The organism is Halomonas sp. H2 (assembly GCF_050215315.1).
Classification (GTDB): Bacteria; Pseudomonadota; Gammaproteobacteria; order Pseudomonadales; family Halomonadaceae; genus Vreelandella.
In genome coordinates, this window is the sequence record NZ_CP189760.1 from 352,272 (window position 1) to 378,559 (window position 26,288).

A 26,288-nucleotide genomic window follows, 5' to 3' on the forward strand; every position below is an offset into this window, starting at 1 on the left:
CCCCTGCCTGTCAGCGGGGGAGGGTAGTTTGAGACAGCGTGACCCTAGACGGCGCCCCGAGGGGTGCCGTTTTTGTTCACCCGGTATACAACCGATCAAGATAATAATGAGTACCCCATGACCGTCCAGACCGTGACCCCCAAGCGCCGCTTCCGTGGCAAGCCCCGCGGCCGTGAACTCGATCCCCGTCTTCTTGAGGGGTTGCGTGAGCTGCTGGGCGACGAACGCCAGCACGCCACGCTGCGCCGCCGCGACCTACTGATTGAACACCTGCATGCCATTCAGGACACCCGAGGCCATCTGCTGCTGGCGGATCTGCGCGCTCTGGCGGCTTATATGAACCTGCCCATGGCAGCTGTCTACGAGACTGCCACCTTCTACGCCCACTTCGACGTTATCCACGACGACCAGTTGCCGCCGCCTGCGGTGACCATTCGCGTTTGTGATTCCCTAACCTGTCAGCTAGCTGGCGCCGAGGCGCTTAAAGCCCAGTTGGAAGCGAACGTGGATATCGAGCAGGTGCGGGTGCTGCGGGCGCCCTGCATGGGGCGCTGCGACACGGCGCCGGTGGCCGAGGTAGGGCACTATCATGTGCCGTTCGCCACCCAGGCGCGTATCGCGTCGGTGATTGAGACGGCGGACTTTCACCCCGCCCCCGTCGATTGGCAGCGTCTTGAGGGCTATCGCAGTGAGGGTGGATTGGCATTGCTCCAGGCCTGTCACCACGGCGAGGTCACGGTAGAAGCGCTCATGGAGGCGATGCAGCAGGCCAATCTGCGCGGCTTGGGCGGTGCGGGTTTCCCTACCTTCAAAAAATGGACGTTCGTGCGCCAGGAGGCCGGCCCCCGCTACTGCGCCATTAATGCCGACGAGGGTGAGCCCGGTACCTTTAAAGACCGCTATTACCTGGAGCGCTCGCCCCACCAATTTCTTGAAGGGGCCTTGGTCAGCGCCTGGGCGGTAGACGCCGAGGCACTGTATATCTATCTGCGCGATGAGTACCCGGCGTTGCATGGCGTACTGCGTGAGGCGATTGGCGAGCTTGAGGCCGCAGGGTGGGTGGCGCCGGGTTACATCGTGCTGCGCCGCGGCGCGGGTGCCTATATCTGCGGCGAAGAGTCGGCGATGATCGAGTCTCTGGAAGGCAAGCCGGGCAAGCCCCGCCATCGCCCGCCTTTTGTGGCCCAGAAGGGGCTCTTTGACCAGCCGACATTGGTCAATAACGTCGAGACCGTCTACTGGATTCCCATGATCTGGCAGCGTGGCGCGGAGGCTTTCTCTAGCCAGGGCCGCCATGGCCGCGTGGGGCTGCGCAGTTTCTCGGTTTCGGGTCGAGTCAAAAATCCTGGCGTGTATTTGGCGCCTGCGGGGATCACCCTCAACGAATTAATCAACGAATATTGCGGCGGCATAGCCGATGGTCACCGTCTGGTCGCCTACCTGCCCGGCGGCGCCTCGGGCGGCATTTTGCCCGCTGCCAAGGCCGATATCCCCCTCGACTTCGACACCCTTCAGGAGCACGGCTGTTTTATCGGCTCCGCCGCGGTGATCGTGCTCTCCGATCAGGACGATCTGCGCGGGGTCGCCACTAATCTGTTGGCCTTCTTTGCCGACGAATCCTGTGGTCAGTGCACGCCCTGCCGGGTGGGCACGGAAAAGATGCTCACCCTGCTCGAACGGAACGAATGGGACGCGGGGCTGATGACGCAGCTCTCCCAGGTAATGATAGATGCCTCCATTTGTGGGCTCGGTCAGGCGGCACCTAACCCGGTGCTGGGGCTGCTCAAGGATTTTCGCGGCGAACTGGCCGCCCAGAACGTCATCGTCAAGGGGTAGGGGAATGAACATGAGCATGAGCGAGCAGGGCTTAAACCACAGCTTAAACAAACGCTTCACCCTGACCCTGGATGGCATCGAAGTGAGCGCCCACCCAGGAGAAAGTCTTTGGCAGGTGGCCAAGCGCGCTGGCGAGACCATTCCCCACTTGTGTTTCAAGGACGCCAGCGGCTACCGCGCCGATGGCAACTGCCGCGCCTGTATGGTGGAAATCGAGGGCGAGCGCACCCTGGCCGCTAGCTGTCTACGTGAGGCAGCCCCCGGAATGGTGGTTAATAGTGCCAGCTCCGAACGGGCGCATACCGCCCGCAAGATGGTCATGGAAATGCTGGTGGTCGACCAGCCAGAGCGGGAAGAAAGCCCCGACCGTGCCAGCCACTTCTGGGGCATGGCCGACCAGCTGGCCATCGATGCCACCGCAGTGCGCCGCAAGCTGCCCAGGCGCGACGAGCGCGAGGCGCCCACCGTGCACCATGTGGCCTCTCGAGCGGATAGCCTAGAGCAGGACAGCAGCCACTCCGCCATGCGCGTCAATCTTGATGCCTGCATCGAGTGCAATTTGTGTGTACGCGCTTGCCGCGAGGTGCAGGTCAACGACGTTATCGGCCTGGCGCACCGCGGCGCGGCGTCCAAGATCGTGTTTGATTTCGACGACCCAATGGGCGATAGCACTTGCGTGGCCTGTGGCGAGTGCGTTCAAGCTTGCCCCACTGGCGCCCTGATGCCTGCCACCCTGGTCAACGAAGAGGGCCACGGTGATTCTGCCGTGGCTGACCGTAAGGTCGACTCGGTGTGTCCCTACTGCGGGGTGGGCTGCCAACTCACCTACCATATCAAGGACGACGAGATCCTCTATGTGGAAGGTCGCGATGGCCCGTCCAATGAGAACCGGCTGTGCGTAAAAGGGCGCTTTGGTTACGACTACCCACGCCATCCATCCCGGCTTACCGTGCCGCTGATTCGTCGCGAGGGAGTGGCGAAAGGGCTCGACCCAGACTTCGACCCTGCCAAACCGCTGAGCCATTTCCGCGCGGCGAGCTGGGATGAAGCCCTGGATTTTGCTACCAGCGGACTTGTCGACCTTAAAGCGACCCATGGCCCTGACGCCCTGGCGGGGTTCGGTAGCGCCAAGTGCTCCAATGAAGAGGCGTGGCTGTTCCAGAAGCTGGTGCGCACCGGTTTTGGCTCCAATCATGTGGATCACTGTACTCGCTTATGCCATGCAAGCTCAGTGGCGGCGCTGATGGAGTGTATTGGTTCAGGCTCGGTAACCGCTTCCTTTATGCAGGCCAGCCAAGCCGACGTAGTAATACTTACCGGCTGCAACCCGGCGGTGAACCATCCGGTGGCCGCCACCTTTTTCAAGCAGGCCGCCAAGCGTGGCACCAAAATCGTGATACTCGACCCCCGTGGTCAGGCGTTGGATGCCTACGCCCACCTGAGCGTGCGTTTTTCGCCGGGTGCCGACGTGGCCCTGTTTAACGCCATGCTGAATGTGGTCATCAGCGAAGAGCTGTTTGACACGGCCTACATCGCCGAGCATACCGAAGGCTTTGAAGCCCTGAAAACGCATACGGTGGACATGACCCCCGAAGCGATGAGCGGCCTATGCGGTGTTGAGCCCGAGACCATCCGCGAAGTGGCGCGGCTGTATGCCAACGCCGAGCGGGCGATGATTTTCTGGGGCATGGGCATTTCCCAGCACACCCACGGCACCGATAATGCCCGCTGTCTGATCTCGCTGGCCTTGGCCTGTGGCCAGACCGGGCGCCCTGGCACCGGCCTGCACCCTTTACGGGGTCAGAACAATGTTCAGGGGGCGTCTGATGCCGGCCTGATTCCTATGGTCATGCCGGACTACCAGCCGGTGAACGATGACCAGGTACGTGCTGCGTTCGAAGAGCTGTGGAATACCCAGCTGGATCCCACGCCGGGTCTCACCGTAGTGGAAATTATGGACGCTATCGCCGCGGGCACCATTCGCGGTATGTATATCCAGGGCGAAAACCCGGCGATGTCAGATCCGGATCTAGCCCATGCACGGGCCGCCCTGGCCAAGCTGGAGCATCTGGTGGTACAGGATCTGTTTGTCACTGAGACCGCCCAGTTCGCCGATGTCATCCTGCCTGCCTCCGCCTGGCCTGAGAAGAACGGCACCGTCACCAACACCAATCGGCAAGTGCAGATGGGGCGTGCGGCGTTGCCGCTACCGGGGCAGGCCAAGCCGGACTGGTGGATTATCCAGGAAATCGCCAAACGCTTTGGCCTGGACTGGGATTATCAGCATCCTCGGGACGTTTTCGCCGAGATGAAGCAAGGCATGGCCTCTCTCGACCATATCTCCTGGGAGCGTCTGGAGCGCGAGCAGTCGGTGACCTACCCCTGCCCAGCGGAGGACGCACCGGGGCAGGATGTGGTCTTCAGCGAGTCCTTCCCAACCGTCAGTGGTCGGGCGAAGTTCGCGCCAACGCGCCCGCTGCCACCGGATGAGCCGGTAGATAACGACTACCCAACGGTACTGACCACCGGGCGCCAGTTAGAGCACTGGCACACCGGTTCCATGACCCGCCGCGCCAAAGTGCTCGATGATCTGGAGCCGGAAGCCGTGGCGAGCCTGGCGCCCGCTGAGTTTGTCAGGCTAGGAATGGCGCCGGGCGACGACCTGACGATCGCTACCCGGCGAGGCACCATTACCCTTAAAGCGAGGGTCGATCCAGGAATGCCTGAGGGGATGGTTTTCGTGCCGTTCTGTTATGGGGAGGCCGCGGCGAATCTACTGACCAACCCGGCACTGGATCCTTTTGGCAAGATTCCGGAGTTCAAGTATGCCGCTTGCCGGTTGAGCTCGGGCGCGGCCTGAGCAATAGCGACGACCTGCCGAGCATGAATGGCGATGCAATGTCTCGACGTTAAAGGCTTCCGGTCGTAGTTGACTTTTTTGTACCTGTGGCGTGTTGAAATTCAACGCTAATTATCCTGACCAAAATTGCGATGCGTTACATGTAGCCCGTATTATTCTTAACATGCATTAGAAAAAAATATAAATCCATAGGGTTCTAGGGGATGCGTAAAGGGGTGCATGGGTCGTGCACTTAGCTTGGCGCAACGGGACTTTCAACGGGGAATGTGCATGAACGAGACCCTTGCAGTCGCTGGGGGGGAAGCGGCCGCGACGACAGAAGCGTCGTCGTGTTTTGCCCGCTTCGTCAATGTCCAAAAGAGTTATGACGGTGTCGAACTAGTCGTCAAGGGTTTCAACCTTGACATCCGTAAGGGGGAATTCGTCACCCTGCTGGGGCCTTCGGGCTCTGGAAAGACCACCTGTTTGATGATGATGGCAGGCTTCGAAACTCCCACCCACGGCGAGATTCTTCTCAAGGGCGAGCCGATCAGTGGTTTGCCGCCGCACAAGCGCGGTATTGGCATGGTGTTCCAGAACTATGCACTGTTCCCGCACATGACGGTGGCCGAGAACCTTTCCTTCCCGCTTGAGGTGCGTCACCTCAGCAAGACGCAGATCAAGGAGAAGGTGGATAAGGCGCTGGCCATGGTGCGCTTGAAGGAATTCAGTGACCGCCGCCCAGCGCAGCTCTCCGGCGGCCAGCAGCAGCGCGTGGCGTTGGCTCGGGCACTGGTGTTCGAGCCCGAGCTGGTGCTGATGGACGAACCGCTGGGCGCGCTGGACAAGAATCTCCGCGAGGAGATGCAGTACGAGATCAAGCGCATTCACGCCAGCCTCGGCGTGACCATGATCTACGTCACCCACGACCAGACCGAAGCACTGACCATGTCCGACCGCATTGCGGTCTTCAACGACGGCATTGTGCAGCAGTTAGCCTCGCCGGATGAACTCTACGAGCGGCCAGAAAACGCTTTCGTCGCTTATTTTATTGGCGAAAATAATCGGCTGCTGGGTGAAGTCAGCGAGCATCTCGGCGATGACTGCAAGGTGCGCCTCGACAGCGGCGACACAGTGGTTGCCAAGCCGATAGCCGTGGGCGGCGTAGGCTCGCGAACGACGCTGTCGCTAAGACCTGAGCGGGTCAACATCCTGCTGGGCGATACCGAAGAAAAATTCGATAACCAGTTCATCGCTACCGTGCAGGAGGTCATCTACCTTGGCGACCACCTGCGTACGCGGGTAGCAGTGTGCGGTAACGATGACTTCATTCTGAAGACGGCCAATGCGCAAGGTGTTGGTGTTATGCGCCCTGGTCAGCAAATTCAGGTTGGCTGGTCGAGTGCCGATTGTCGTGCGCTGGATGCCTGAGCGGGACGGCCGTCAAGTTTGTCAGTCAAGACCGGTAGCCAAGCTATTAGTATCGCGGCATCCCATGGTGCCGACGGCAAGTGCAACAACAAACGGAGAAACTCTATGAAGGCTATTATCCGCAAGCGTGTTCTCAAGACAGGTATCGCTGTCGTGGGGCTGTCGACTCTCGCCGTGGCGGTCAGCGCCCATGCCCAGCAGACGCTGAACATTGTTTCCTGGGGCGGTGCTTACAGCATGAGCCAGCACGAAGCTTACGATAAACCGTGGATGGAGAAGAGTGGCGACGAGATCGTCAATATCGACCGCAGCGGTAATGCGTTGGCCGGTCTGCGCGCTCAATCCCAGGCTGGCAACGTGACCTGGGATCTGGTCGACATGCTCCCCGCCGATGCTATGATCGCCTGTGCCGAAGGGCTCATTGAACCCCTTGAACACGACGAACTGCTGGCCGATGCACCGAATGGAGCGCCGCCCAGTGAGGACTTCGTCGACGGCGCTTTAGGCGACTGCTTCGTGGCATCCATCGTTTATTCCAATATCGTCGCCTTCAATAGCGATATGTTCCCTGAAGATGACCAGCCCAGCACCATCGAGGATGTCTTCGACTTGGAAAACTATCCTGGCAAGCGGGCTCTGCTGCGCAAGCCGATCAACAACATGGAATGGGCCTTGATCGCCGATGGCGTCGATCGCGAGGAAGTCTACGCCATGCTCGAGACCGAAGAAGGTGTGCAGCGTGCCTTCGATAAGCTCAACACCATCAAGGATGAGGTTATCTGGTGGGAAGAGGGCGCCCAGCCGCCCCAGTTGCTGGCCGATCAGGAAGTTGCCTTTGCCTCCGCCTACAACGGCAGGATCTTCAATGCCATGGTCACTGAAGATCAGCCCTTCGAGATCATTTGGGACGCTCAGGTATTCGAGCTGGATGGCTGGGTCGTGCCCACCGGCAAGCTCGACAAGGTGAAGAATTATCTCCACTTCGCCACCGATACCCAACGGCTCGCCGATCAGGCGCAGTACATTTCCTATGGCCCGGCGCGTCTTTCTTCCTCTGAACTGGTGTCTACCCATGCCGAAACCGGTATCAAGATGACGCCGCACATGCCGACTCATGAGCCCAACTTCGAGACGGCGCTGCAGAAAGACGACCTGTTCTGGGCCGATTACAACGATGAGCTGACCCAGCGCTTCAACGCCTGGTTATCCCAGTAAGGTGCTGCTGCCGCCCGCTGAAAGCCGGGCGGCAGCATGTCGGTAGCCGATCATTGCTGATCGCTTCTTTCGCCTGATGGAGAGATCCTACGTGTCAGAATCTTATGCAGCCCCTTTGAGAACGGCCGATGGTGTGCCGCTCAAGGTCAGTTTGCGTCGTACCGTGCGACGCTCGAAAATCAAGGCGCTGTTACTGGTTGCGCCACTACTGACATTTCTGTTCATCGCCTTCCTGATGCCCTTGTTCGAAATGCTGTGGCGCAGCGTCGACAATCCTGAGGTATCTACCCATCTACCGCGTACCGTTTCAGCGCTGGAGGGCTGGAACGCTGAGTCGTTACCCGATGAAGCCACTTTTGCCGCCTTGGCCGAGGACCTCCGCCAAGGCCAGCAGGAACGCAACCTGGGCCTGCTGTCCAGCCGGCTGAACTACGAAAAGTCGGGCATGCGTTCGACCATCAGCCGCACGGCGCGCCGCGTCGGCACCTTGGAGCCGCCCTATCGCGAGTCGCTCATCGAGGTCAATGACACCTGGGGGGAACTCGATACCTGGAAGCTGATCCAGCGCGAGGCGTCTCCCTATACAATTTCGTATTATCTGGCGGCGATCGACCGCCAGTTGAGCCCGGACGGCGAGATCGTCAAAGTGCCGGAGCACATGCGGGTTCACGCCACCCTGTTTTGGCGAACGCTATGGATGAGTGCCGTCATTACCGGCCTGACGCTGTTGCTTGGTTATCCGGTGGCCTTTCTGTTGGCGAGTCTTCCGGCGCGTCACTCCAATTTGCTGATGATCCTGGTATTGCTGCCGTTCTGGACCTCGCTGCTGGTGCGCACTACTACCTGGATCGCCATCCTGCAATCACAGGGCGTGCTCAATGACGTCATGGTGGCCCTCGGCGTGATCGCCGATGAGGCGCGCTGGCAGATGATCCACAACAAGATGGGCACCATCATCGCCATGACGCATATCCTGCTGCCGTTCATGATTCTACCGCTCTACTCGGTGATGAAGACCATTCCACCCAGCTACATGCGGGCCGCACGTTCGTTGGGGGGCAAGCCGTTTATGAGTTTCCGCCGGGTCTACTTCCCGCTCACGATTCCGGGCATTGCCGCCGGCGGCATCCTGGTGTTCATTCTGTCGATCGGCTACTACATAACACCGGCCCTGGTGGGCGGGCAGTCGGGGCGCTTCATTACCAACTACATCGCCTACCATATGCAGACATCGCTCAACTGGGGCCTGGCGGCCGCCATCGCTTCGATCCTGCTGTTCGTGGTGATTGTCTGTTATCTGGTATTCAATCGTCTGATCGGTGTCGACAAGGTCAAACTGGGGTAAACGATGGCTATTCCTTCCTACGCCACTCGTGGCGAGCGCATCTGGCACTATATATTCTTGGCTATCTGCGGGCTGGTCTTCCTGTTTTTGATCGGTCCGCTGCTGATAATTATCCCGCTATCGTTCAATGCGCAGCCCTACTTCACCTTCAGTAAGGCGATGGTGACCTTCGACCCGGCCGGTTATTCACTGCGCTGGTATCAGGACTTCTTCACGTCGAGCGAATGGCTCAATGCCATCAAGAACAGCTTTATCATCGGTATCTCCTCCACATTTCTGGCCACGGTGCTGGGAACCGTGGCAGCGCTGGGGTTGTCGAGCCGGCATATGCCAGCGCGTGGCGCGATCATGGCCTTGCTGATCTCACCGATGATCGTGCCGCTGATCATCTCCGCGGCGGCGATGTTCTTCTTCTTTTCCAAAGTAAATCTTGCCCAGACCTACGTGGGCGTGATTCTGGCGCATACGGCGCTGGGCATTCCCTTCGTGGTCATCACCGTGACCGCCACGCTATCGAGCTTCGATACCACGCTGATCCGTGCCGCGCATAGTCTCGGCGCCAATCCGACACGCACCTTCTTCAAGGTGGTGCTGCCACTGGTCACACCGGGGGTGGTGTCGGGGGCGCTGTTCGCCTTCATTACGTCCTTCGACGAGGTGGTGGTGGTGCTGTTTATTGCTGGGCCGGAGCAGCGCACCATGCCGATCCAGATGTGGTCGGGTATTCGTGAGCAGATCAGCCCGACGATTCTCGCCGTGGCCACCATGCTGGTGCTACTCTCCATGCTGCTGCTGACTACCCTTGAGCTGCTACGCCGCCGCGGCGAACGGCTGAGGGGGCTTACGCCCGAGTGAGCCCAAGAAGAGCCGTTTCTCTTCGCGCACTAAAGGTCCTTGACTAAAGATCCTTGACCAATCTAAGCGCGTCGTAGATGGCTGCATGGGTGTTGCGTGACTCCACGGCGTCACCGATGCGAAATAGCTGGAAGTCAGCATTAGCGTTGTGGACAACCGCCTGGGGGCGGCCGACGATGAGGTCCTCGTAGTTCACCTCGCCGCCGTTGCTAGAGTGCGGCTTCAACTCGAAATAAATGTCCGCCATCGGCGTGATGCCGTAGTTGACCACCACTTGGTCGATGCGCCGTTCATGTTCCGGGTGATCTTGAAGCGCGTAGTCGCTGGTGATCTTGGCCAGTAGCTCGCCACCGTTGCGTTCCACGGACTTCAGTCGGTAGGTAGGGGTGAAGGTGACGTTGGGTCGCTGTAGGGAGCGCATGTAGGGCACCAGGTTCATGGCCATGATCTCTGCGGAGAAGGTACGGTCCGGGGTCATGATTTCGAGCTCGGCGCCGGTGGAGGCAATGATCTCCGCCGCCTGCAGGGCGGCATGATCGCCGGCATCGTCGAACAGCAGCACCCGTTTGCCCGGTGGCACGTGGCCGGAAAGAATATCCCAGGTGTTGACCACCAAGTCGCTGCCGACTGTGGGCTGATCTTCCATGGGGTAGCCGCCGGTGGCCACGATCACCACGTCGGGTTTTTCGGCAAGCACCTCATCTGCCTCGGCCCAGACGTTGTAGCGGATCTCGACGCCCAGTGCCTCGCACTGGGCCAGGCGCCAGTCGATGATGCCCAGCATCTCGCGACGCCGCTCGCTCTGGGCGGTGAGTCGCACCTGCCCGCCAGCATCGCTGGCGGCTTCCAGCACCAGGGCCGAATGGCCGCGCTCGCCGGCAACCCGGGCGGCTTCGAGCCCCGCCGGCCCGGCGCCGATGATCACCACCCGACGCTGCTCGACTGCCTTGGGGATGGTGTGGGGCATGCTGGTCTCGCGCCCTGTGGCAGCGTTGTGAATGCAGTAGGCGGCGCCGCCCTGATAGATACGATCAAGGCAGTAGTTGGCACCAACGCAGGGGCGAATCTCTTCCTCCCGCCCTTCAACGATCTTGCGCACGATATGTGGGTCGGCCATGTGGGCACGGGTCATACCGATCATGTCGACCTTGCCTGAGGCGATGGCATAACGGGCAGTAGCGACATCCTGAATCTTGGCGCCATGGAAGGTGGGAAAGTCGACCTCGCGACGTATTTCTCCGGCGAAATCCAGGTGCGGGGCGCTGGCCATGCCCTGGATGGGAATTACATCGGTGAGCCCCGCGTCGGTGTCGATGTGGCCGCGCACCACGTTGAGGAAGTCGACCAGGCCGCTGTCCTTCAAGCGCCGTGAGATATCCATCCCATCGCCGGACGTTAGTCCCCCCGGCAGCATCTCGTCGCCGGTGTAGCGCACGCCGACGATGAATGCATGACCAACCCGCTGGCGAATGGCGCGCAGCACCTCGAAGGTGAAGCGCAGCCGATTGTCGAGATCGCCGCCATAAGGTTCCTCAAGGGTATTGGTCAGCGGCGACCAGAACTGATCCATCAGGTGGCCGTAAGCCTGTAGCTCAATGCCATCCAGGCCTGCCGCGTGCATGCGCTCGGCGGCGTCGGCGTAGTCGCGGATCAGGCGTTCAATATCCCACTCCTCAACCTGCTTGGGAAAGGCACGGTGGGACGCCTCGCGACGGTGAGAGGGCGACACCGCTGGCAGCCAGTCGCCCTTATCCCAACGGGTGCGGCGGCCCAGGTGGGTCAGTTGGATCATCACCGCGGTGCCGTGTTCGTGGCAGGCGTCGGTCAGCTCGCGCATCCAGGGCACCACTTCATCCTTATAGGCGAGGATGTTGTTGAACACTGGCGGGCTGTCCTTGGACACCGCTGCGGATCCGGCCGTCATGGTCAGGCCAAGGCCGGCCTTGGCGCGCTCGACGTGGTAGGCACGGTAGAGTGCTTTGGGCATCCCGTCTTCAGGATAAGCGGGTTCATGAGCTGTCATCATGAGCCTGTTTTTCAGGGTCAGATGTTTTAGCTGGAAGGGCTGCAGTAGCGGATCGTTAACCATGGCAGAGCTCTATTTTATTGTGTATGTGATAAAGCTAGGTGCCATGTTCATTGATGTCAATTAAATGTTCATTGATGTACATTTTTGGGCGAGAATGTCCGACTGCCAGAAAAGTGGCACGCCGTGTGGCGTCAGTTGATCAGTTTTGCTGTGGGTTAGTTGGTGTCGGCTGGAGAATAACCATGACGGGCATGAAAGCGTTGTAACTCCCTGGAACCAGTAGGCTGGCCAGTGAATATCTCGACATAGGCGGGTATGCGCTGCATGCGCACCTCGAGTGGTTCCTGGGTGTTCATCGAGATATAGCCAATCTGGGTTAGGTAGATAGTGCGGCCACGAACATTGGCCGCCAGCGGATCATAGCCGTAGCGCTGGAACATTCGCGCCAGTGCTTCGATACGTGCGGCATCGGCAGCATCGATTTCACTCACCACTGCCGCCGACTGCAGCGCCCAGCTGCGCATAGCAAACTCTAGCGAAGAGTCGAACAATTGGGGGGTCAGCCAACAATCGAAGACATTGAGCATCGCCTCGACGATATTCTCGGCATAGGCTTCGGTCTGCTGCACCAGCCCCTGAGTGTTCTTTTCACGCCAGCGTGCGATCAGTGCCTCCAGCAGTGCCTCGCGATCCTTGAAGAACCAGTAGAAACTGGTGCGAGAAAGCTTTAGCCGCTTGGCCAGGGGAAGAATGCGCACGCTATCGACACCCGATTCGAGTAGCAGCTCAAACGCCGCATCGAGCCAGACGTCTTGGGAGCCCTTGGCGGCGGGGGTATTGGCAGGTGGCATCGAACTCGTCCCTAGGAATGTTGTGGCAGAGTGTACACAGGTGTCTTTTGTGTGTACACATTGCCAGTTCATCCGGCTAAGCCTTAGAGACGGCAACCATCGCTGCCTTTAAACTTCAAATCTCATCCCTGGGCTAAATGCAGCGTAGGTGCATCGTATCCTAAATTCTCCAGCATGCGCGTTGCATACCAGTCGACAAAATCGATAACCCCGAATTCATAGGTTTCGGAGTAAGGGCCGGGTTGATACGCCTTGGAGTTGATGCCGCGCTGATTCTCTTCGGCGAGTTGACGATCCTGGTCGTTGGTCGCGTCCCACACGCGGCGAAGCTGTTCGGGGTCGTAATCGACGCCTTCTGCGGCATCCTTGTGAACCAACCACTTGGTGGTCACCATGGTTTTCTGTGGGCCAAGGGGGAGCACACGAAATACCACTGCGTGATCACCCATGAAGTGGTTCCATGAGTTGGGCAGATGCAAGATGCGCAGTGAGCCCATATCGGGGTTGGGTAAGCGCCCCATCAGCTTTTTGCAGCCGGATTTACCATCCATTGTCATTGACACAGTGCCATCCAACATGGGGGTTCGCGTCATGCGGTTACGCTGGCCAAAGCGCTGCAACTGGTGAGGCACTTGGTCTTGATCCCAATCTGCCTGCTTGCGAGCCACCAGCGCCTTATAGGCGGGCGTTGCGCGGGGGTCGTCGGTGTTATCAAACTCTTGCAGTGAGTTCAGTAGCTCAGGGTGAGCCCCGTTGCAGTGGTAGCACTCGCGGTTGTTTTCGAGTACAAGCTTCCAATTGGCTTGTTCGATGATGCTGGATTCTACCGCCACCTTGACGTTGCCCATCTGGTACGGCTCAAGATACTGCTCAAGGGCTGCCAGGAAGTCGTCAATCGCGGGTGGTTCATCACTTAAGTTGATAAAGATAAAGCCTCCCGCCGTGCGAACATTGACCGGTTTGAGCCCAAACTGATCAAGGTTGAAATCAGTGCCCATATCGCTGCCGGCAAACAGCAAACGACCATCAAGCTCGTAGGTCCACTGGTGATAGGGGCAAACAAGCTTGGCCACCTTGCCCTTGTCCTTTGTGCAAAGGCGCGAACCGCGGTGGCGGCAAACATTGTGAAACGCATGGATCGTGCCTTCACTGCCGCGCACGATGACAATTGGGTTATCACCCACATCCAATGTCATGAAGTTACCCTTGGACGGTATCTCGCATGTCATGCCTGCAAACAGCCACTCTTTCTCGAAAATCTCTTGCATATCAATCGCGAACAGGCGGGCATCGTTATAAAACGGCTGCGGAAGCGAGAAGCTACGCTCTCTTGTCTGCAGCATCTCGGCCGTTGACTCACGAGCCGCGGCAAGTGGGTCGTCCATTGTATAAAAAGCACTTTTTTGCATACCAGTATCCTCGTAAACCACCGCTTTTCCCTCAAGGGCTGCGAGTCGGCCGTTAGTCAAGACTGCTTAATCTTATTGTTCTGCTGCGTAACCTGGCGTTTTGTTCAGATGCTATCTGCATTCAGGATCCGATTGTGTTGCAGGCTAAACCCGGCCGGTTATCTGCCCGCGACATAAGTTGACGTAGTGGCGACTAAAAAAGAGATTTCTAAACATTAAAGAGGGGCACGAGGTAAGTGCGCGTCGCTGTCAGGTAAGTCGGTCAGGAAGCGCGTCCCCAAAATGCAGTTCAAGGTACTGGCCGTACAACGAATACGGTTCGGTGAGGCATAGCGATGAAGGCTGGTCAGGCAGAGGCAAAATGACAACTAACTACTTCAACCCGGTCACGACCCAAACCTGGACCAACGGCCGCCATCAGGTACGTTGCGTTAAGGTAATCCAGGAAACCCAGGATGTACGTACGTTCTGTTTTATGGCCGAGCAGCCTGTGCTGTTCTTCTTCAAGCCCGGTCAGTTTGTTACGTTGGAGCTTGAGATTGATAATCAGCCGATCATGCGCTCCTATACGATTTCCAGTTCGCCCTCCATCCCTTACAGCTTTTCGATCACCGTTAAGCAAGTGCCGGGTGGCAAGGTATCCAATTGGCTGCATGCCAATTTAAAGGTAGGCGACGAGCTGGTGGTGCACGGGCCGGTAGGTAACTTTAACGCTATCGATTTTCCGGCCGAGAAAGTGCTGTTTCTTTCTGGCGGTGTGGGTATTACGCCGGTGATGTCGATGACGCGCTGGCTTTTTGATACCAACGCCACTGTCGACGTTGAGTTCGTTCACAGCGCCCGGGCCCCTCGCGATGTCATTTATCACCGTGAACTGGTGCATATGTTTTCGCGTATCCCTGAGTTCAAACTGCATATCATTTGCGAGAACAAGGAGGATATTGGTGAGGCTTGGGCTGGCTACCGTGGTTATCTAACCCAGCCGTTGTTCGAGCTGATAGTGCCGGACTTTATGGAGCGGGAAATATTTTGTTGCGGCCCAACACCCTACATGGAAGCCATTAAACGTATCCTGCGTAGCAACAACTTTGACATGAACCATTACCACGAAGAGTCGTTTGGCGCCACGCCGGTCGCTGTCCGTGATGATGTGCGTGAATTGGCTGAGCAGGCAGAAGTCGACGCCGAAAATGTCGATAGCAGTGAATTGCACAGCATCGAATTCGCGTCTTCAGGAAAAAGTGTCCGCATCCAGCCCGGTGAGACCGTGCATGCGGCGGCAGCGAAGCTTGGCCTGCATATTCCCAAGGCCTGCGGTATGGGGATTTGCGGTACCTGCCGCGTTGAGCTTAAGTCGGGTTACGTGGAGATGGAGCATAACGGCGGTATTACGGATGAGGATGTCGAAGAAGGCTACATTCTGTCTTGCTGCAGTCGTCCGAAAGGGGATCTGGTTGTAGATTTCTAGCGTAAGCAGACTTTTTAATAAATAAATTAAAGCGCTTTAAACGGCTATTGTTTGTATAGAGCGCTTTTTTATTGCTAATAAATATTCATCCATTCTACGACACATTCTAAATGTTGCCGATGTCGCAAATACACCGAGTGGTGACGTCGGCAAGCATCTTGGGCCCGGAAACCAACGATAGTATCGCGGTAACAACGCGTTGATAGGGACTTTGGTTGATAGCGACCTGGGTTTATCAGCATTACAGAGTATGTTCAGCACTTAATAAAAAAGTGACTAATGAGGAGGCGATAATGCTTCACAATAATTTTTCCCCTAATGCCCGCTTGGCCCATTACGATACCTTGCTTGCCGATGCAATTGCTGAAGAAACGGTTCGCCAAGAAGCGCATATTGAATTGATCGCCTCCGAAAACTACACCAGTAAACTTGTTATGGAAGCGCAGGGCACGCAGCTGACCAACAAGTATGCAGAAGGCTATCCAGGCCGCCGCTATTACGGCGGTTGTGAGTTTGTTGACAAGGTTGAAGCCCTGGCCATCGAGCGTGCCTGCAACCTGTTTAGTGCCAACTATGCCAATGTGCAGCCGCATTCCGGTGCCCAGGCCAATGCCGCTGTGTTTATGGCGCTGGTATCGCCGGGCGATACCGTGTTGGGTATGAGCCTTGCCCACGGTGGGCACTTAACCCATGGGGCCGCCCCCAACTTTTCGGGTAAGCATTACCACGCCGTACAGTACGGCCTCAAGCCAGAAACTGACGAGATCGATTACCAAGAAGTTGAGCGCCTGGCTCGCGAGCACAAGCCGAAGATGATCATTGCCGGCTTTTCCGCCTACTCTCGCGTGGTGGATTGGCGCCGTTTTCGTACCATCGCCGACGAGGTGGGGGCTTGGTTAATGGTCGATATGGCCCACGTTGCGGGCCTAGTGGCTGCCGGACTCTATCCAAGCCCGCTTCCCTTCGCCCATGTGGTGACCACAACGACCCATAAAACGCTGCGCGGCCCACGCGGTGGTTTGATTCTCTCTGCCGATGGTGACGAAGCGCTCTATAAAAAGCTTAATGGCGCGGTTTTTCCAGGCCAGCAGGGTGGCCCGTTGATGCATGTGATCGCCGCTAAGGCGGTGGCGTTTAAGGAGGCCATGAACCAAGAGTTTGTGCTCTACCAACAGCAAGTCATTGATAATGCCCAGGTCATGGCTAAGGTGTTCGTCGAGCGTGGGTATGATGTAGTGTCTGGCGGTACCGACGACCACCTCTTTCTGGTCTCGCTTATCCGTCAAGGTATCACCGGTAAAAATGCGGATGCAGCACTTGGCCGCGCGCATATCACGGTCAACAAAAACACGGTGCCCAACGACCCCCAAAGCCCCTTCGTGACCTCTGGTCTGCGTATTGGCACCCCGGCGGTAACTACTCGTGGCTTCGATGCTGAAGAGTGTAGTGAGCTGGCTGGCTGGATATGCGACATTCTGGACGAGTTGGCCGCAGGCAAAGACACGGCTTTCATCGAAAGCGAGGTACAAGCCAAAGTGGCTGACGTGTGTGCCCGGCATCCTGTCTACGCTGAGTCCGCCGCTGAAGCCGTCGAATCCATTGCTTGAGAGGAGACCCCTATGCAACGTTATTCCGGCTTCGGTCTGGTCAAGCACGCGCTAAACCACCATGAGAACTGGGAGCGCCAGTGGCGTAATCCTACCCCCAAGAAGCAGTACGATGTGATCATCGTCGGCGGTGGCGGTCATGGCTTAGCCACAGCCTACTATTTGGCTAAAGAGTTCGGCATCAAGAATGTAGCGGTCATTGAGAAAGGTTGGCTGGGCGGTGGTAATACCGCCCGTAATACCACCATCGTGCGTTCCAACTACTTATGGGACGAATCGGCTACCCTTTACGAACATGCCATGAAACTGTGGGAAGGGCTTTCCCAGGATCTTAACTACAACGTTATGTTTTCCCAGCGCGGGGTTCTTAACCTGGGGCATACCCTGCAGGATATGCGCGATATCCAGCGTCGCGTCAACGCCAACCGCCTGAACGGTATCGACGGCGAAGTGCTGGACGCCCAGGGAGTACAGTCGCTGGTGCCGATCATGGACTGCTCCAAGAACGCTCGCTACCCGGTGATGGGCGCCTCCTGGCAGCCGCGCGCCGGTGTAGCGCGCCACGATGCTGTGGCCTGGGGCTATGCTCGGGGCGCTGACGCTCACGGGGTAGATATTCTCCAGCAAACCGAGGTCACAGGTTTCAAAATCCGTGACGGTCAGGTCTATGGCGTACACACCAACCGTGGTGATATTGAGGCCAAAACCGTGGGCTGCGTGGCCGCCGGTAATTCCAGCGTGCTGGCCAACATGGCTGGCTTTAAGCTGCCGCTGGAGTCCCATCCGCTGCAGGCCTTGGTTTCCGAACCGATCAAGCCGATTCTCGATACCGTCGTGATGTCCAACCAAGTGCATGGCTATATTAGCCAGTCCGACAAGGGCGACTTGGTCATCGGTGCGGGCATCGACGGTTATAACGGCTATGGTCAGCGTGGCAGCTACCCCACCGTGGAGCACACGCTTCAGGCGATCGTCGAAATGTTCCCGATCTTCTCCCGGGTGCGTATGAACCGTCAGTGGGGTGGCATCGTTGATACCTGTCCGGACGCCTGTCCGATTATCTCCAAAACGCCGGTGAAAGGCCTCTACTTCAATTGCGGCTGGGGGACTGGTGGCTTCAAAGCTACTCCAGGATCGGGGCATGTGTTTGCCGCCAGTCTGGCCAAGGGTGAGATGCACCCCATCGCTGAGCCGTTCTCCATGTTCCGCTTCCATAGCGGGGCGCTGATTGACGAACACGGCGCTGCCGGCGTGGCTCACTAGGGTTTGTACGAGGAGTATCCAAATGTTCTATATCTACTGCCCTTACTGCGGCGAACACCGTGAAGAAGAGGAGTTCCACCCCAAGGGCCAGGCGCATATCGAGCGACCCAAAGAGCCTGAGGCGTGTGGTGACGAGGAATGGGGTAACTACCTGTTTTTCCGCGATAACCCCCGTGGTGTGCACCATGAGATGTGGGTGCATGCGGTGGGCTGCCGTAAATTCTTCAACATAACGCGCCACACCGTGAGCTACGAAATTCTCGAGACCTACAAAATGGGCGAGCAGCCGTCGATTACCGCCGACAGCCAGAACCAGCCTCATGAGGCCGCTGCGGTAAGCGATCAAGAAGAGGTGCGGGCATGAGCCAGTCCAAGCAACACAAGCATCAACAACAAGCCTACCGCCTTAACACGGGCGGGCGTATTGATCGCTCCCGCACGTTGAACTTTACCTTCAACGGCCAGCGTTACCAAGGGCACCCAGGCGATACGCTGGCGTCAGCGTTGTTGGCTAACGGCGTGGATATCGTCAACCGTAGCTTTAAGTACTCGCGGCCTCGCGGCATCGTCGCCGCAGGCGCTGAAGAACCCAATGCCATTGTTCAGCTGGGTAGCAGCGAAGCAGCTCAGGTGCCTAACGTACGCGCTACTCAACAAGCGCTGTTCAACGACCTAGCCGCCTGTAGCACCAACGGCTGGCCTAATGTTCAGCGGGACTTAATGGGCTTGATTGGCAAGCTGGGCGGGCGGTTCATGCCGCCAGGCTTCTATTACAAGACTTTTATGGCCCCAGCTTCGATGTGGCTGACCTACGAGAAATACATTCGCAAGGCCGCCGGTTTGGGGCGCAGCCCGATGGAAGACGATCCGGATAGCTATGATCACTTCAATCAGCACTGCGATGTGCTAGTCGTCGGTGCGGGTGCTGCTGGCCTGGCGGCGGCGCTGGCGGCCGCGCGCAGCGGTGCCCGGGTAATCGTTGCCGATGAGCAGGAAGAGATGGGTGGCTCGCTGCTGGATAGCCGCGAAACCCTGGATGGCAAGCCAGCAGACCAGTGGGCTGCACGGGTGATTGAGGAGTTGGCCGCGTGCGACAACGTCACGCTGCTGCCACGCACCACGGCTAACGGCTATCACGATCACAATTTTGTGACGCTGCACGAGCGACGTACCGAGCATTTGGGGGAAACGGCCACTGCCGTCAATGGCCACCGCCCAGTGCGCTCCCGGATGCATCGGGTACGCGTTGGCCAAGTGATCCTGGCTACAGGCGCCCACGAACGGCCGCTGGTTTATGCGGGTAACGATGTGCCGGGCAATCTGTTGGCGGGCGCTGTGTCTACTTACATTCGCCGCTATGGCGTTGTGCCGGGGCGTCAACTGGTGCTCTCTACCAGTAACGACTACGGCTATCGCGCGGCTCTTGACTGGAAAGAAGCAGGTTGTGAGGTAGTGGCCATCGTTGATGCCAGGGAAACGCCTGCTGGGGATTGGCTAGATGCTGCCCGCGCCCAGGGCATCAAGATCATTGCTGGCAGTGCTGTGATAGAGGCGAAGGGAGGCAATCGAGTTACCGCCGCGCGGGTCGCCAAGATCGATATTGACGCTTTCAAAGTGAGTGGCCCAATCCAGGAGCTGGCCTGCGACACCATCGCCAGCTCGGGGGGCTATAGCCCGGTGATTCACCTGGCCTCGCATACCGGTGCGCGGCCTACCTGGCGTGACGATATTCTCGGCTTTGTGCCGGGTCTAGTGGGGGGCGTTCATGCCTGCGGTGGTGCTAATGGCACCTATGCCCTGGGTGACGTGCTCGCCGAGGGTGCCGAGGCGGGCATCAAGGCAGCCGACGCTACGGGACATGCCGCCCAGAAGGTTAACCTGCCCAGCGCCGAACACCTTCAGCAGGGGGCTGCGGTGGCACTGTTTCAAGTGCCCCATGAGAAACCCACCCTACGCGGGCCAAAACAGTTTGTTGACCTACAGAACGACGTCACCGCAGCGGGCATCGAGCTGGCGACTCGGGAGGGTTTCGAGTCCATCGAGCATATCAAGCGCTATACCGCGATGGGTTTCGGTACCGACCAGGGCAAATTGGGCAATATCAACGGTATGGGGATTGCCGCCCGCTGCCTGGGTCGCTCCATTCCCGAGGTGGGTACCACGGTGTTCCGCCCCAACTATACCCCCGTCACCTTCGGTGCCATTGTGGGGCGCCACTGCCGTGACCTGTTCGACCCTGAGCGCTACACCGCGCTTCACCAGTGGCACGTAGAGCGTGGCGCCGAGTTCGAGGATGTCGGTCAGTGGAAGCGTCCCTGGTATTATCCACAAAAACGCGCTGGGGCCGCCAATGGCGAACGCGAGAGTATGTCTGAGGCGGTTGCTCGCGAGTGTCTGGCGGTGCGCGAGAAGGTGGGCATCCTCGATGCTTCAACGCTGGGTAAAATCGATATCCAGGGGCCTGATGCGCGTGAATTCCTGGCGCGGATTTACACTAACAAGTGGGAAAAACTAGCGGTCGGCAAGTGCCGTTACGGCCTGATGTGCAAAGACGATGGCATGGTCACCGACGACGGCGTGACCAGCTGTCTGGCCGACAACCACTTCTTGATGACCACTACCACCGGTGGTGCTGCGGCGATCCTTGAGTGGTTGGAGTTATGGCATCAGACCGAATGGCCGGAACTGGATGTCTATTTCTCATCGGTGACCGATCACTGGGCCACCATGACTATCACTGGTCCGGAAGCGCGCAAACTGCTCACCGAGATCACCGACATAGACCTCGACCGCGATAACTTTAAGTTCATGGATTGGCGCTCCGGGAAAGTGGCGGGCGTGCCTGCCCGAGTCTTCCGCATCTCTTTTACGGGCGAGCTAACCTTCGAGATCAACGTTCAGGCAAACTACGCCATGCATGTGTGGCAGACCCTGTTCAAGCATGGCGAGAAGTATGGCTTGACGCCCTATGGCACCGAAACCATGCACGTTCTGCGTGCTGAAAAGGGCTTCATCATCGTGGGTCAGGAAACCGACGGCTCGGTTACCCCGGAAGATTTGGGCATGCATTGGGCGATCGGCTATGACAAGCCCTACTCATGGATTGGCAAGCGCGCCTTGACCCGTTCCGACACCAAGCGCGGGAACCGCAAGCAGCTGGTGGGGCTCCGGCCGAAAGACCCGAAGGTGATTCTAGAAGAGGGGGCCCAGATCGTGTTTGATCCTAAGCACGCGATCCCCATGCCCATGGTGGGCCATGTAACCTCCAGCTACTACAGCCCGATTCTGGATTCAGGGTTTGCGCTAGCGGTGGTTAAGGGTGGCCACCAGAAATTAGGCGAGACGGTCTACCTGCCCATGGCGGATGGGAAAACCCATGAGGCTGAAATCGTCAGCACCATTTTCTACGACCCCAAGGGAGAGCGCCAAAATGTCTAACGCGGCTACTTTCGATACCCGTACTGATACCGCTATCCCGGTAGAGTCCCCGTTAGCCTATAGCTACCGTCACAACGGCGCTCCTCGGGGCAGTGGTTACCGTCTTAAGCTACGCGAGCGGGCGATGCTAGGGCATTTGATCCTGCGTGGCGGCGCAATTGTCCTTGATGAGGCGGTGCGCGACGTGCTGGGGCTCAGCTTACCTGGTCAGCCCCAGGCGCTGGTGCAGGATGCCAGCGGAGAGCGTTCCATTCAGTGGCTTTCCCCTGATGAGTGGCTGGTGATCGTACCTGGTGGCGAAGAATTCCCGCTGGAGACAAAACTGCGTGAGCATTTGGGCAGCGCTCACTTTGCGATTAGCGATGTCAGCGGTGGCCAGACCCTCATCGAGCTTTCCGGCGAGGCGGCCCGAGAGCTGTTGATGAAAACGGTAATCTACGATGTTCATCCCAGCAATTTCCCAGTGGGGAAGGGTGTCACTACTGTCTTCGCCAAGGCGACCACTATTCTTCGTCGTCCCAGTGAAGAGCGCTGGGAGTTAGTGGTGCGGCGCAGTTTTGCCGACTACTGCTACCGCTGGTTACTGGATGCTGGCGCAGAGTATGGCGTCAACGTAGAGCCATAAGCAGGCAGGCCGAAACGCTGTTTCGGCCGCTAACAGAGATGCATACACTATGAGCCGAATGAGTGACACCTGGATACTCGCCGCCCAATGCCCCAGTCGCTTGGGAACGGTGGACGTCGTTACGCGCTTTTTAAAGGAGCAGCAGTGCTATATCACCGAGCTTAACTCTTTCGATGATCGGATGGGTGGACGCTTTTTCATTCGCGCTGAGTTTCGCCCAGAGCGAGACACGTTCCATGAAGAGAGCTTTGAAGCCGGTTTTGCAGCGCGGGCAGGCGAATTCGACATGCAGTTTGAACTGACTGCGCCGGGTAAGCGCACCGGCACCGTAATCCTTGTCTCGAAAGCTGATCACTGTCTAAATGATCTGCTCTATCGCTATCGTACTGGGCAACTGCCGATTGATATAAAAGCGGTGATTTCCAACCACCCTGATCTGGAGCCGTTGGCAACATGGCACGGCCTGCCATATCACTATTTACCGATCAGCCCCGAGACTAAATTGCAGCAGGAGGCGCAGGTACGCGAAATTATCGCGGATACCGACGCTGAATTAGTGGTGCTGGCCAGGTATATGCAGGTGCTTTCGCCTTCCATGTGCGAGCTATTGGCGGGTCGGGCGATTAATATTCATCACTCGCTGCTGCCCGGTTTTAAGGGTGCTAAACCGTATCATCAGGCCTACGAAAAAGGCGTCAAACTTGTCGGCGCTACGGCGCATTATATTAATAATGACCTTGATGAAGGGCCGATTATTGCCCAGGGGGTCGAGCCCGTCGACCATACTCATTATCCCGAGGATCTGGTGGCCAAAGGGCGTGATATCGAGTGCTTAACTCTGGCTAGGGCGATTAGCTATCACTTAGAACGGCGGGTGTTTTTTTATTCAGGCCGTACGGTAGTTTTTGGTAACTAACGATTTCTTATAATGCTGTTATTGATAAACGCCAAGAGGTGCTCCAATGCCTATCAGTGTCTTCGACCTTTTTAAGATTGGCGTAGGCCCCTCCAGTTCCCATACCGTCGGGCCCATGCAGGCGGCTTTTAAGTATGTCACAACCTTGCGCAAAAACAGCCTGCTCGATGAGGTAGGCCATATTGAAGTCCATCTTTATGGCTCGTTATCTGCTACGGGTATTGGGCATGCCACCGATCACGCTATCATTATGGGGCTCCTGGGCGAACGCCCTGACACGATTGATCCCACGCTTATTGAGCCAACCATAACAAGCCTTAAAGAGAGTCAGTTATTAACACTCGGCCGACAAAAAGAAGTGTTTTTTAATTGGGATAAAGATATCTATTTTCATGAAGAGAGTTTACCTCACCACCCCAATGCGATGAGGCTGGCTGCTTTTACGCATCAGGGTGATGTGGTGTACGAAAATACCTACTACTCGGTGGGCGGTGGTTTCGTTGTTGAGCAAGCTCAGGTAGATATGCCGTTAGACGATTTAGATGGAGCTACCCTTCCTTACAACTTCGACACGGCTGCAGAACTCTTAGCGCTATGTAAAAAAGAGCAGCTAAGTGTCAGCCAGCTGATGCTGGAAAATGAGAAAGTATGGCGGACAGAGGAGGAGGTCAGAAACGAGCTGTGGCGTATCTGGCAAGTCATGTGTGAATGCATTGATAATGGCCTAACCCACGAGGGGATACTGCCGGGCGGGTTAAAAGTTAAACGCCGGGCTAAGCTACTTCACCAGCGTCTTCAAGCGGCAGAGCAAAATGATTGCCTGATAGCCTCAACTTTTTCAGCGATGGAGTGGGTGAATATTTTTGCCCTCGCCGTTAACGAAGAGAACGCCGCTGGCGGGCGCATGGTAACGGCACCCACCAACGGCGCCGCGGGCATTATCCCCGCCGTCTTGCACTACTACATGAAATTTCAGCCCAACGCCTGCGAGAAAAACGTAGTGGATTTTTTGCTGGCGGCAGGCGCTATTGGCATTCTCTGCAAGAAAAATGCCTCGATCTCTGGTGCCGAAGTGGGCTGCCAAGGGGAGGTTGGGTCAGCTTGCGCCATGGCAGCAGCCGGTTTAGCTGATGTGATGGGCGGTACACCCGAACAAGTCGAGCATGCGGCCGAAATTGGCCTGGAGCACAATTTAGGATTAACCTGCGACCCCGTGGGTGGGCTAGTTCAAGTCCCCTGTATTGAGCGCAACGCCATTGCAACGGTAAAGGCGATCAATGCCGCTCAGATGGCGTTGCGGGGTGATGGCACTCACTTTATATCGTTAGATAAAGTAATCCGTACCATGCGCGATACCGGCAGAGATATGTTGGATAAGTACAAAGAAACATCGAAAGGTGGCTTAGCTGTGAATGCTATTGAGTGTTAATAAGGGCCGAAGAACGCTTGCTGATTAGTTTGTAGCCGGTTAGGAGAGATGGTACCTAGTGTTATTACCCCGCCTTATTCACGAGGGCGCTGATTGAGCGGTCTGAAGGTACTGGCTGTTGGCATTGCTTATCAGGATTCGCCTCTTCAGCGCGAGTGGCTGTTGAGTAATGCCAGAACGCAGCCCTTTTCCTACTTACTTATAGCTCTTTGGAATCAATGGCGGCCGTCCAAGCAGCCGTGATCGCCGACCGCCGCTCCGGTCGCTCGCTTTCTGATGCTGTGGTGGTCTCGCAGGAGCGTCAGCTCAGTGCGGTCAGCTTCGGTAGCCCCTTCAGCAGCGTCGGCCACCACTTGTCGGCGGCGGCACCCAGATGAACGGTGATTCGCCGAGCGTGCAGCCTCAGCGTGGCGGCGACCTTGAGCACCTGCTCGCGCATCCGACTCAGACTCCAGCCTTGTCGGGTTTGCCGCTCCAGGAGGCAGCGCAGGCCATGCAGGACCTGGTAGGCGTAGAGACTGAGCAGCAAGCTCACCTCGTTGCGCGCCATCACGTCCTGAACGGTGGAGGCGCCGCGATCGGTCGACGAGAGGTGCACGTCGAGCGCCGACTTCACTTCGCCCATGTGCGCCTCGGCGCTGCCGCGCTTGCGATAGAGTGCTAGGACCTTCTCTGGCGGCCAGTCGAACTTGCTGAGGTTGGTGACCAGGAAGAAGGCATGCAGCAGCAGGTCATCGGGGCGTTCCTGCACCACTAGCACTACGCGCCGCGGTGCCGACCAGGAGCCGGCTTGGTACTCCAGATCGTGGCACCACTCGCGAGGCTGCTCGGGTGGCCGGCCGGGTGGCCGCTTCAGGAGCGGTGCTGCCAGCTTCTGTAGACCGGTGTGACTGCGCAACCGGCCCAGGTATTCGATCTCCCGATCCTCCAGGGCCTCCAGCGTCGCGTTATCGGTAAAACCGGCGTCGATGCGCACACGAACCTGTGCCCCGGTGCTCTCGTTGAGTCGTCGTACCAGATGCGGGATCCAGGTGTCGGCGTTCTCTGCCGGGCCGGCGTTACCCTCTCGCAGTAGCCCGCCGACCATATCGCCGGTTTCGGCTAGCGAGGCGACCAGCGGTGAGTAGATCCGCGCACCGTAAAGGCCATGATACGCCGAGCCGCCCTGATGTCCGTGGACCTCGATTGGCAGGCCGTCGATGTCCAGGGTCAGCTGTTTGGGGCGCTCGCCGTTCTTCAGCGAGGTCAGGCGCCAGACCACCAGTCGCAGCAGGCCTTCGTGCACGGCATCGATGTTGTCGTCTCGGCCGAGGCAGGTCAGCAGCCGCGACAGCGTGGCTTGAGACGGCCTGTCCTGCGCCAATGGCGTCGTCCCGCGCGCATCGCTGCAGGCCAGCTGCCAGAGCGGGTCACGGCGCAGCGTGTCGGTATCGCTGAGGTCGATCCAGCCCATCGCGCGCTGCAGCACCAGGGTGCGTAGCTGACTGGCCAGCGAGTGGCGGATACGCAGCGGGTGACGCGGATCGACCAGGTTGTCTTCGAGCGCCTCAATCACGCCGCTGTTGTCGAGGGCTTCACGCAACAGCAGAGCGCCGCTGTCGCTGGTGGTGCGCTGGCCGCTCAGCTCGACACGGACAGAGCCGTTGCACGAGGGCGTCCAGGTGGATAGGCTTTCACCCATGGCGAGTGGTCCTCTTGAATCATGTTCTGGCAGGAACATCCTGATTCTACA

Annotated in this window: 18 protein-coding genes; 14 read left to right on the forward strand and 4 right to left on the reverse strand. The window is 58.0% G+C overall.

Features of this window, described 5'->3' with window-relative positions; translation table 11 throughout:
• Positions 1-117 precede the first annotated feature (117 nt).
• The 6 genes from ACQE2I_RS01720 to ACQE2I_RS01745 all read left to right on the forward strand — a co-directional run bounded on the left by ACQE2I_RS01720 (position 118) and on the right by ACQE2I_RS01745 (position 9,521).
• Positions 118-1,836, forward strand: a complete 1,719-nt coding sequence (locus ACQE2I_RS01720) for an NAD(P)H-dependent oxidoreductase subunit E (protein WP_427029772.1) — start codon at positions 118-120, stop codon at positions 1,834-1,836.
• A gap of 4 nt (positions 1,837-1,840) precedes the next feature.
• Positions 1,841-4,696 carry a formate dehydrogenase subunit alpha gene (gene fdhF / locus ACQE2I_RS01725; protein ID WP_427029773.1) on the forward strand — a complete coding sequence of 952 codons (2,856 nt, stop codon included), beginning with the start codon at positions 1,841-1,843 and terminating at the stop codon, positions 4,694-4,696.
• A gap of 270 nt (positions 4,697-4,966) precedes the next feature.
• Entirely contained in the window at positions 4,967-6,106 is a 1,140-nt protein-coding gene (locus tag ACQE2I_RS01730; protein ID WP_427029774.1) for an ABC transporter ATP-binding protein, read from the forward strand.
• Between the two features lie 105 nt (positions 6,107-6,211).
• Positions 6,212-7,321, forward strand: a complete 1,110-nt coding sequence (locus tag ACQE2I_RS01735) for an extracellular solute-binding protein (RefSeq protein ID WP_427029776.1) — start codon at positions 6,212-6,214, stop codon at positions 7,319-7,321.
• Between the two features lie 91 nt (positions 7,322-7,412).
• Positions 7,413-8,666: an ABC transporter permease gene (locus ACQE2I_RS01740; RefSeq protein WP_427029777.1), complete on the forward strand. Its 1,254-nt coding sequence runs from the start codon at positions 7,413-7,415 to the stop codon at positions 8,664-8,666.
• 3 nt (positions 8,667-8,669) lie between these two features.
• Positions 8,670-9,521 (forward strand): ABC transporter permease, encoded by an 852-nt coding sequence (locus ACQE2I_RS01745; RefSeq protein ID WP_427029778.1) that lies wholly within the window; start codon positions 8,670-8,672, stop codon positions 9,519-9,521.
• Positions 9,522-9,564: 43 nt separating this feature from the next.
• On the opposite strand, the gene ACQE2I_RS01750 is transcribed toward ACQE2I_RS01745, so the two are convergent.
• The 3 genes from ACQE2I_RS01750 to ACQE2I_RS01760 all read right to left on the reverse strand — a co-directional run bounded on the left by ACQE2I_RS01750 (position 9,565) and on the right by ACQE2I_RS01760 (position 13,810).
• Positions 9,565-11,610, reverse strand: a complete 2,046-nt coding sequence (locus ACQE2I_RS01750; RefSeq protein WP_427029779.1) for an NAD(P)-binding protein — start codon at positions 11,608-11,610, stop codon at positions 9,565-9,567.
• 155 nt (positions 11,611-11,765) lie between these two features.
• Positions 11,766-12,401, reverse strand: coding sequence for a TetR/AcrR family transcriptional regulator (locus tag ACQE2I_RS01755; protein ID WP_427029780.1), 636 nt, complete (start codon positions 12,399-12,401; stop codon positions 11,766-11,768).
• A gap of 122 nt (positions 12,402-12,523) precedes the next feature.
• Complete coding sequence (locus ACQE2I_RS01760; RefSeq protein ID WP_427029781.1) at positions 12,524-13,810, reverse strand: aromatic ring-hydroxylating oxygenase subunit alpha; 1,287 nt, start codon at positions 13,808-13,810, stop codon at positions 12,524-12,526.
• A 361-nt stretch (positions 13,811-14,171) separates the two neighbouring features.
• On the opposite strand from ACQE2I_RS01760, the gene ACQE2I_RS01765 reads away from it, so the two are divergent.
• From ACQE2I_RS01765 to ACQE2I_RS01800, 8 genes are all read left to right on the forward strand, one after another.
• Complete coding sequence (locus tag ACQE2I_RS01765) at positions 14,172-15,278, forward strand: FAD-binding oxidoreductase (protein ID WP_427029782.1); 1,107 nt, start codon at positions 14,172-14,174, stop codon at positions 15,276-15,278.
• Positions 15,279-15,571: 293 nt separating this feature from the next.
• Complete coding sequence (gene glyA, locus ACQE2I_RS01770) at positions 15,572-16,885, forward strand: serine hydroxymethyltransferase (RefSeq protein ID WP_427029783.1); 1,314 nt, start codon at positions 15,572-15,574, stop codon at positions 16,883-16,885.
• 12 nt (positions 16,886-16,897) lie between these two features.
• Entirely contained in the window at positions 16,898-18,148 is a 1,251-nt protein-coding gene (locus tag ACQE2I_RS01775; protein WP_427029784.1) for a sarcosine oxidase subunit beta family protein, read from the forward strand.
• A 22-nt stretch (positions 18,149-18,170) separates the two neighbouring features.
• A complete protein-coding gene (locus tag ACQE2I_RS01780; protein WP_427029785.1) occupies positions 18,171-18,512 on the forward strand; it encodes a sarcosine oxidase subunit delta in 342 nt (113 codons plus the stop codon).
• On the forward strand, positions 18,509-21,586 hold the full coding sequence (locus ACQE2I_RS01785; RefSeq protein WP_427029786.1) for a sarcosine oxidase subunit alpha family protein: 3,078 nt from the start codon (positions 18,509-18,511) through the stop codon (positions 21,584-21,586). The genes ACQE2I_RS01780 and ACQE2I_RS01785 overlap by 4 nt, the downstream gene beginning before the upstream one ends.
• Positions 21,579-22,211 carry a sarcosine oxidase subunit gamma gene (locus ACQE2I_RS01790; RefSeq protein ID WP_427029787.1) on the forward strand — a complete coding sequence of 211 codons (633 nt, stop codon included), beginning with the start codon at positions 21,579-21,581 and terminating at the stop codon, positions 22,209-22,211. Before ACQE2I_RS01785 ends, ACQE2I_RS01790 begins: the two co-directional genes overlap by 8 nt.
• Positions 22,212-22,260: 49 nt before the next feature.
• Positions 22,261-23,127, forward strand: coding sequence for a formyltetrahydrofolate deformylase (purU, locus tag ACQE2I_RS01795; protein WP_427029789.1), 867 nt, complete (start codon positions 22,261-22,263; stop codon positions 23,125-23,127).
• Between the two features lie 46 nt (positions 23,128-23,173).
• Positions 23,174-24,556: an L-serine ammonia-lyase gene (locus ACQE2I_RS01800; protein ID WP_427029790.1), complete on the forward strand. Its 1,383-nt coding sequence runs from the start codon at positions 23,174-23,176 to the stop codon at positions 24,554-24,556.
• Positions 24,557-24,857: 301 nt separating this feature from the next.
• Here ACQE2I_RS01800 and ACQE2I_RS01805 read toward each other — a convergent pair whose 3' ends face one another.
• Positions 24,858-26,276, reverse strand: coding sequence for an IS1380-like element ISPsp9 family transposase (locus ACQE2I_RS01805; RefSeq protein ID WP_192536339.1), 1,419 nt, complete (start codon positions 26,274-26,276; stop codon positions 24,858-24,860).
• Positions 26,277-26,288 lie beyond the last annotated feature (12 nt).